The 8,059-nt window shown below is 66.8% G+C and carries 8 protein-coding genes; 5 read left to right on the top strand and 3 right to left on the bottom strand.

Translation table 11 applies throughout. The features are described 5' to 3' along the window. The first annotated feature begins 424 nt into the window (after positions 1-424). Positions 425-1,021 (top strand): CBS domain-containing protein, encoded by a 597-nt coding sequence (locus E1264_RS36715; RefSeq protein WP_165964566.1) that lies wholly within the window; start codon positions 425-427, stop codon positions 1,019-1,021. A gap of 131 nt (positions 1,022-1,152) precedes the next feature. Here E1264_RS36715 and E1264_RS36710 read toward each other — a convergent pair whose 3' ends face one another. Further along, entirely contained in the window at positions 1,153-1,824 is a 672-nt protein-coding gene (locus E1264_RS36710) for an HU family DNA-binding protein (protein WP_347813446.1), read from the bottom strand. An 872-nt stretch (positions 1,825-2,696) separates the two neighbouring features. Between E1264_RS36710 and E1264_RS36705 the strand changes: the two genes are divergently transcribed. Further along, the gene (locus E1264_RS36705) at positions 2,697-3,053 is read left to right on the top strand and encodes an MmcQ/YjbR family DNA-binding protein (RefSeq protein WP_132181157.1); all 357 of its coding nucleotides are present in this window, start codon (positions 2,697-2,699) and stop codon (positions 3,051-3,053) included. A 239-nt stretch (positions 3,054-3,292) separates the two neighbouring features. Here E1264_RS36705 and E1264_RS36700 read toward each other — a convergent pair whose 3' ends face one another. Beyond that, positions 3,293-4,198 (bottom strand): hypothetical protein, encoded by a 906-nt coding sequence (locus tag E1264_RS36700; RefSeq protein WP_132181155.1) that lies wholly within the window; start codon positions 4,196-4,198, stop codon positions 3,293-3,295. A gap of 191 nt (positions 4,199-4,389) precedes the next feature. Next, positions 4,390-5,142, bottom strand: coding sequence for an alpha/beta fold hydrolase (locus E1264_RS36695; protein ID WP_243711399.1), 753 nt, complete (start codon positions 5,140-5,142; stop codon positions 4,390-4,392). Positions 5,143-5,324: 182 nt separating this feature from the next. Here E1264_RS36695 and E1264_RS36690 point away from each other — a divergent pair, with 182 nt between their 5' ends. The 3 genes from E1264_RS36690 to E1264_RS36680 all read left to right on the top strand — a co-directional run bounded on the left by E1264_RS36690 (position 5,325) and on the right by E1264_RS36680 (position 8,006). After that, on the top strand, positions 5,325-5,897 hold the full coding sequence (locus tag E1264_RS36690; protein WP_132181151.1) for a sigma-70 family RNA polymerase sigma factor: 573 nt from the start codon (positions 5,325-5,327) through the stop codon (positions 5,895-5,897). Further along, complete coding sequence (locus E1264_RS36685) at positions 5,890-7,158, top strand: VOC family protein (RefSeq protein WP_165964565.1); 1,269 nt, start codon at positions 5,890-5,892, stop codon at positions 7,156-7,158. The genes E1264_RS36690 and E1264_RS36685 overlap by 8 nt, the downstream gene beginning before the upstream one ends. A 191-nt stretch (positions 7,159-7,349) precedes the next feature. After that, entirely contained in the window at positions 7,350-8,006 is a 657-nt protein-coding gene (locus tag E1264_RS36680) for a DUF6461 domain-containing protein (RefSeq protein ID WP_207936729.1), read from the top strand. Positions 8,007-8,059 lie beyond the last annotated feature (53 nt).

Raw genomic sequence — 8,059 nt, 5'->3', positions numbered from 1 at the left:
GCCCGTCTGACAGCACCCACCCGACACCACCTAGCCCGTATCTCCGAGCCGACACCACTGGTCCGGTATCGCCTAGCCGACGCCGCCCGGCTTGACACACCCCCATCCCGACACCACCTGGCTCGCGACCCGCCCGGCACCGGCCGCCTGGCCAGGATCATCTGGCCGGGCGCCTGAAACTTCGCAGCAGGCTGCCTTACGGGCTCGCCTCCGAGGGGCGGCGGTCGAGCCAGGTCGGCACCTTGCGGCGGAGCCCGAGGGACGACTTCTGGGCGCGTCCGAGGGCTCTCCTCGTGATCGATGACATGAGGCCTCCCAGGCGCGGCGGCCCGCCAACCGATCTCGGACAATTTCGGACGAACGGGTCAGAAGGTCAGCGTCCGGGTAAATGAAGGGGCGTGCTTGCCGGAAGGAGAAACGCGCCATGCTGGTCCGGGAGGCGATGACCTCGCCCGTCGTGACGATTCCGCCGACGGCCACGGTCCGTCAGGCGATCCGCGTACTCCACGAGCACGACGCAACCGCGCTGCCCATCGTGGACGAGTCAGGGCGGCTGGTCGGCATCGTCGGCGAGACGGACCTCCTGCGCGACGTGTTCGAGCACGACCCGAGAGCGCTGTCCCGGACGGCCGCCACCGCCGCGACCTCATCGCCGCGTCAGGTGGCGGAGATCATGACCCGCGACGTGGAGATCGCCCAGCCGAACACGGACCTCACCGTGCTGACCGAGACAATGATGAAGGCCCGGATCAGTAGCGTCCCGGTCCTGGCCGGTTCCGACATCGTCGGGATCGTCACCTACCGGGACCTCATCGCAATCCTGGCCCACGACGACAGCCGCATCCGTGACGACGTCCTGGCCACGATCGCCGAATATGGACCGGACGTCGCACACTGGGACGTATCGGTACGAGACGGCGTGGTCGAGGTACACGGTCGCGCGGACGCTTCGGCAATGCAGATCGTCGACGTCCTCGCACAGACGGTCCCAGGCGTCACCCAAGTCTCCATCGGCGACTGAGGCCCCGGTCCTCTCGCGAGAACGGGAATCCGCCTGGTACTCGACCGCCGAACCGTCCAGGCACGACTCCGCTTGCCAGACCACGCTCACGCGCCCCGCCGCCAGGGGACAAGACGACCAGCCGCGCGAGGCTACTTGGAGGCTTTGGTGCGGGGCTTGGACTTGCGCGGTCGCTTCTTCGAGACGGCCTCCGCCTTAGGAGCCTTGGCCGCCTTACCCTTCTTCGATGCCTTCTTCGCCGCCGCGCCTTTCTTAGCCTTCTTCCCCGGCTTCTCGGGCTTCTGTTCGTTCTTGGCCTTCTTGCGGGATGGCGAATCGACAAGGACCCTCACCGCAGTGTCCGGCGCAGCGGCGGCCGCCACAGCCGACTCTTCGACGACCTGTGCCGCCACCGCGGACTCTTGGACGGCGGTGGCACCGCTCCCGGCGACGCGGTTCCGGAACGTCTGACCGGATCGGAACCGCGGCACCTCGGCGGCGGGCACCTCGATCGGAAGGCCGGTGCGCGGATTGCGGGCACTGCGGGCGGGACGTGACAGGCGGTCGAACGTGCCGAACCCGGTGACGGTGACACGTTCCCCGGCGGACACCCGTTCCATCACCGTCTCGATCACCGCGTCCACGTGCCGGCGGGCGGCAGCCTCGTCGCTTCCCGCGCGTTCCGCCACGGCTCTGACCAGTTCGCTGCGGTTCATACGCCATGCCCTCCACTGCAGTGAAATGTACGGCTCAGCGTAGACCTGCGCAGTGTTTCGAACTCGGACATCCGCGCCGGAATCAACGTGTCTTCCCAGCCGACACAGTCGAGCGCACGACGTGCCGCGACTCTGACACCCGCCTAGCGTCGCACCTCCTCTGTTGACGACGCAGGCTCAGACTCTGTTGACGGCGCAGGCTCAGACTCGAGCTCCCGCTCTGTCTCTCGGCTGTCGGCACGTGCTCGGGTAGCGGCCTGTGGTTACTCTCTGCGCCTGCCCTGGCGGGAAGTCGCCTCCGACGCCGGCGACCGCAGGAGCCCAGAACGTACCCGAGCCCGGACGCCACCTCACCGTGGGGCCGACTCCAGGGGCCGCCATGACACGTCCCTCGAAGAACCCGCAGACCTGGTCCGGCGAGCACGGCAGGTACGGACGGCGCCGGGTTGAGCGCACCGGTCATCGGTTTCGATTTGGGCCATGCGCCTCCCGACCTTCACGCTGCCGGTTGGAGCGAGTCTCAAGGTCCCGGCACGACGGTCCCGTCACGACGCTCGCCTGCGAACTCTGCCCCCGAACCAGGCCGTGAGCGAGCGCCGTGTCTCGACACACAACGCTCACTCAGGCCCGATTCAGCGTGGCCGGACCGGCGAGCCGAACGCCAGCACGTGGCGGAGGCCGCCAGCTTCGGGACAGGCCGTAGATCGAAATGGCGGGCGCGAGGTAGGGCGTCCGCTCAGTGGTCCGCGACCGACCGTTCTCTTCGTGTTTCTGGACGTGACCCAAGCGCTGATCACGGTCCGCCTGGGTGAGTTGGGGCAGAACCGGGCGTCCGGTGAACGAGGCGCGCCCCTCGATCGGCGACAGGACGGGCCGGTCGAGCTGCCCTCACGCCGGGCGAGGCGCGGACGATCTCGTCGGGGGTCGCGCATGTCGGCCTCCACGATTCAGTACGGGCGATCTCAATCCGAAGAAGTACAATGACCGCCATGGATGCGCAATCTCGAGTACGAGAAATATGCCTTTCGTTGCCGGACGCGACCGAGAAGCCCTTTGGCGGGCACACGGCACCCTCCTTTCGAGTCCGTGACAAGTTGTTCGTGATGACCAGCGAGGACGGCCTCTCGATGACATTCAAGGCGGGTCCGGGTGTGCAAGAGGCACTCGTTGCGGAGAACCCCGACCGCTTCTTCGTTCCGAAGTATGTCGGCAGCAAGGGTTGGGTGGGGGCGCATCTCAACGTCGACCACGACTGGGACGAAATGGCGGAGCTCATCGAGGACAGTTACTGCCTGATCGCGCCGAAGAGCCTGGTGAACCAACTGGACCGAGGTTAGCGCCGCGCCCAGCGCCTGCGGCATGCGCTGGAATCGCTCCACGGAGACCAACGCCTCATCCAGTCGACATCACGCTCGAAGGTCACTCGAACCGCCACCTCACAGCCTGGGAGCAAAGCTCACCGTTTCTCACAAAGGTGCAGCACACCAGGCAGAAGGTGCCACTCAAGCTCGCGCCCAGAAAGCACCCGCTGCGCAGATGCTTGACGCGGACCGCGATATCGATTGAGCCGGAATAGTCACCATGGTCGGCGGTTAAGGCGAGCGAACCGGCAGGCTATGCGCTCCATGGTCGAATTATCCGGATTCCACCCTCGTTGGATGAGTGTGGTCAGAAGTGCCTCCAGATAAGCCGCGGGACGGTTTAAGAAGTTCTTGGTCACGGGGAGGATCTCCCATCCCATCTCCTTGGTGAGCCAAGCCCGCCGACGCGCGTCATGAGCCCGGGCCTCGGGGCCCGTGTGATGACGCTCGCCGTCGTACTCCAGGCCCACGCGGAATTCCGGGTAGCCAAGGTCCACGTAGAGCCACTGACCGTCCTCGCCCCTTACCGGAACCTGGGTCTTCGGTCTCGGGAGTCCTGACTCCACGACGGCCACACGGGTCCAGCTCTCGCCCGGCGACGCGGCACCGCGATCGCTGAGGCGGATGATCTCCCGTAGTCGCTTGTTACCGCGATATCCCTGCAAGCTCCTGGCCATTGCAGTGAGTTCATCGATCTTCGCTCCTCCTCGCAAAAATTGATCGAGTGCCGCGACCGCCTCGTAGCGCGGGAGCCAACGGGCGCAGTCCAAGGCAGTACGCGCGAATGTCGTCATGCGCACACCGAACTCCTCCGCGACATGATCGGCGGGAAGCTCGACGGTTTCTGCTGTGACCCGTGACAGTGGGTCCTCTGCTGATCCGGGAGTGATGAGTTCGACGTCCCAGTCGGCCTCGTCCACTCCCGGCGGTAAGACATCAAGCCCCCAGATCCACGCTGCAGTGCGCCTGGCGACGACGACGTCCTGCGGCATGAGACCGCTGAGCGCTGCGGCACGCGAGGTCAGCGAAGCCCCCTTGACAGGCACAAAGTAGACACCGTCCCCGACAGGCACGATCGAATCGGCGGACGCTCGTTTCCAGGTGAGGCTGAATCCGTTCACATCCCCGATCCTGCCCGCCGACCGGCCGCCGCGAAAGCCGCCGCAAAAATGTGGATAACCTCAGATCGCCGCAGCTGAATGCCCGAATCGCGATCACTCCCCCGGCGGACCGACCACGCACACCAACTCATCGCACCGACCATCAAGGCCATTGACCTGAGCCAGGCACATTTCAGGCAAACCGACACTCATTACACCGCGGCGGAAGCGGCGGCCTCAGCCCATTCAGCGATGCGCTTGATCAGGTCACGCGTGGCGGCGACTTCCGCGTGGCCGAACGCGGGCTCCACCCACAGTTCACGGGGATCGCGCGCCGCGTCGTACAGCTGTCGGCCATGGTCCAGAGGCAAGAACGGGTCCGCCTCCCCGTGAACGACCAGCAGGGGCACCGGAGCGATCCGTCCGGCAACCTCGTACGGCGCCTCCGGCATCGGATCCCACCCCTTCGGCGCCACTCGGGTGCCTCGGGCAAGTCGTACCGCCATCCGCCCAACGCGTCGTTCGATAACCCAGTGCACGCGTCGCATCGGTACTGTCCCGCGGTAGTACCACCGGGCCGGGGCGCTGACCGAGACCACCGCGTCCACTCCCCCGTGCAACGCCGCGTGACGGACGACGATGGCACCTCCCATGGAGAACCCGGTCACGGCGACCCGCCTATATCCTCTCCGGCGTGCTGCGGCGACCGCCGCGTCGACGTCGAAGACCTCGCGGTCACCCACGGTGGAGCGGCCACCGGATCTTCCATGGCCCCGGAAATCCAGCCCGATGACACCGCCGTGCCCGTTGAGAACACCGGCGATCCGCTGGAGTACGGGCTGCCGCCACGAGCGGGTGAAACCGTGTGCCAGGACGAAGCACAGGTCACCGTCTCCCTGCATATGACCTGCGTCGATCCGGACATCATCATCGGTGTAGAGCGTGAGCGGTTCGGGAATCACCACGCTTCCGATGGTCGGCCATCGCATCCACCACGGAGCGCCACCTGACCGCGCCATCCTCGAATCTGGCGGGGTCGCCTGCGTGACCAGGGAGAACGCTCGCCAGACTCAAGATCATCATCAACTTCTTCAAAAATCTTGGCTTTGCCCCGTCGGAGAACCGGCCCGTCGAACGATGGAGGGGCATGAACCACCCGGGACATCTTCAGCCCGACCCGGGGCCGGCGCTGCTGGATCTCTACGACACGGCGCTCCCCGAGGTCTACGGCTACCTGCTGCCCCGGTGCGGACGGCGAGCCCTTGCAGAAGACCTCACAGCGGAGACCTTTCTGGCCGCGGTCGAAGCCGTGCGCAAGGAGCCGCCGCCAGCGTTGACAGTCGCGTGGCTGGTCGGTGTGGCCAGGCACAAACTGGCCGACCACTGGCGGCGCGTTGCACGAGAGGAACGCAGCCTCCAGGTCTTGGACGGGGGTGCCCGGGAGGCCACCGAAGACCCATGGGACGAGCGCCTGGACGCACTTCTCGCCAGAGAGGTCCTCGGCACGCTCAGCCCCCAGCACAAGGCGGCCCTGACGCTGCGCTACCTCGACGGGCTGCCCGTCCCGCAGGTCGCCGAGCACCTCGGCCGCACCTTCCAGGCCACCGAGGCTCTGCTGGTGCGAGCCCGGGCCGCGTTCCGCAATGCCTACACCGACCACTGTTCACCGGGAAACCGACCACCAGGACCTCGCGGCAGAAGGGAGGGCCACGATGACTGATCCGCTGGAGGCTCTCCACACGCCGATCGTCCCGCTCGACCCCGATCCGGACTTCGCGGCGCGCCTGCGCGAACGCCTGCGCCGCGCGTTGCTGCAACCCATGGGAGACACCATGACCACCGTCCAGGAGGCACCGGCACAGTTGCGCACCCTGACGCCGTACATCTGCGTCGACAACGGACAGCACGCCCTGCGCTGGTACGCGGAGGCGTTCGGGGCCGAACTCCGCGGCGAGCCGATCATCATGGACGACGGACGCGTCGGGCATGCGGAACTGACCATCGGCGACTCCGTGATGATGCTCGCCGACGAATGGCCCGAAGAGGGGCTCCTCGGCCCCACCGCACGCGGCGGCCCCAGCCAGTCGCTCTACCTGACGGTCCCGGACGTCGACGTGGTCTTCTCACGCGCCGTCGAACTCGGAGCCGCCCCCGCCCGTCCCGTGGCGGACTACCCCTACGGCCGCAACGGTGTCGTCACCGACCCGTTCGGACACCGCTGGATGATCACCACCCCGCCCTCACCCGCACGCCCCCGGCTACGGGAGGGCGACGTCGGCTACGCCTCGCTCTGGGTCCCGGACGTCGACCGTGCTGCCAAGTTCTACGGAACCGTCCTCGGGTGGCACGCCTCCCCCGCGAGCGGCTCCAGCCGCCACGTCCAAGGACTGCCCGAACAGCACATCGGCATGTTCGGCGGACAAGAGCACCGGACGACGTTCCTGGCGTTCGCCGTCCACGACATCCATGACGCCATCCAGCGAATCCGCGCCGCAGGCGGCAACGCAGAAGAGCCGACCGACGAGCCGTACGGCCTCTCCGCCATGTGCACTGACGACCAGGGAATGAGCTTTTCGATCTACCAGCCTCCGGAGAGGACCAGCCCCGTCGAGGAGAAGTTGGCCCAAACCGCCGGAGTCTCCCACGGCGAAATCTCCTACCTCACCATCGGCGTCCCCGACATCGCCCGCGCACGCACGTTCTTCGGCACCGTCCTGGGCTGGGACTTCACCCCCGGCCACACCCCAGGGGGCTGGAACGTCCGGCTGGGCGACACCGAGGTTCGCCCCATGACCGGTATGCACGGCGGCACCGAACGCCCGGTCGTAGTCCCCATGTACGCGGTCGACGACATCGAGACCGCGGTCACCCGCGTCCGCGAGGCCGGCGGATCAGCGACCGCCCCCGCCCAGCAGCCCTACGGCCTCACCTCCGAATGCACCGACGACCAAGGAAGCCGCTTCTACCTGGGCCAACACTGAACCCCGACCCACCCCACAACCCACCCTGCGACTCCCTCAGGAACCGGCCGACACCAGATGGCGTGGGTCCGCATCCAGCGGCTCTTGCTCAAAACCGGTGAAGCGGTCACAGGCGGCGACAAGAACCGCCTGTCATCAAACCGACCATAGGACCGGCCGATCTCGGGTGACTGTCGGCACGGCCTGCCACCATGATCCGCATGGCGACAACCGACGTCTTAGCCCCATTCCAATGGCTCAACATGCCCGAGAGTGCAGGCGGACCGCTGGGCGTGATATTTAGCGTCGCCTTCTTCCGCGGGATAGACCAGGCAGAGGTGGTGCGCCGCTTCAGCCTCGGCGAGGACTCCGGCCACGAGTCGGACTTCGGCGGGCTCAACGAGAAGGTCCTCGAATTCGTCAACCGGACGGCGGGCGGGTCCGGCGGCGGCTACGTGGGCGTCTTCCCGGCCGGCGAGTGGTGCGTGGCCATTGAGCCCTACGGCTGGTCGGCCACCGACCACGAGGTGGTGACCGAACTGTCGCAAGGCTGCGAGGTGCTGGCGGTCACCCGGCACGACTATGCCGCCGAGCCGAGCTTGGAGTACGCGATCGACGGCACGATCGTCACCGGCTACCGGCTGCGGCATCCCTACGACCGTTACGGCTCCGACCCTGACCGGCTCAACGGCTTCATGCAGGAGCTGGGAATGGAGCTGGACACCCCGGAGAATGACGTCGCCTGGGAAGACAACCACGACACCGCCATACCGAAAGGCTTCGCCCTGATGGCGAAGGTCACCGAAGAAGCGTTCACGCCGGACATGCTCACCCGCCCGATGCTGGTGGCATCCATCGCCAAAAGATGACCACCTTCTCGACATCGACGCCACCACGCTGATCGACATGGACGCCCACCGTC

The organism is Actinomadura sp. KC216 (assembly GCF_004348535.1).
Lineage (GTDB): Bacteria > Actinomycetota > Actinomycetes > Streptosporangiales > Streptosporangiaceae > Spirillospora.
Note: the sequence above shows the minus strand (reverse complement) of the source record. Positions and strands in the feature narration are given on the sequence as shown.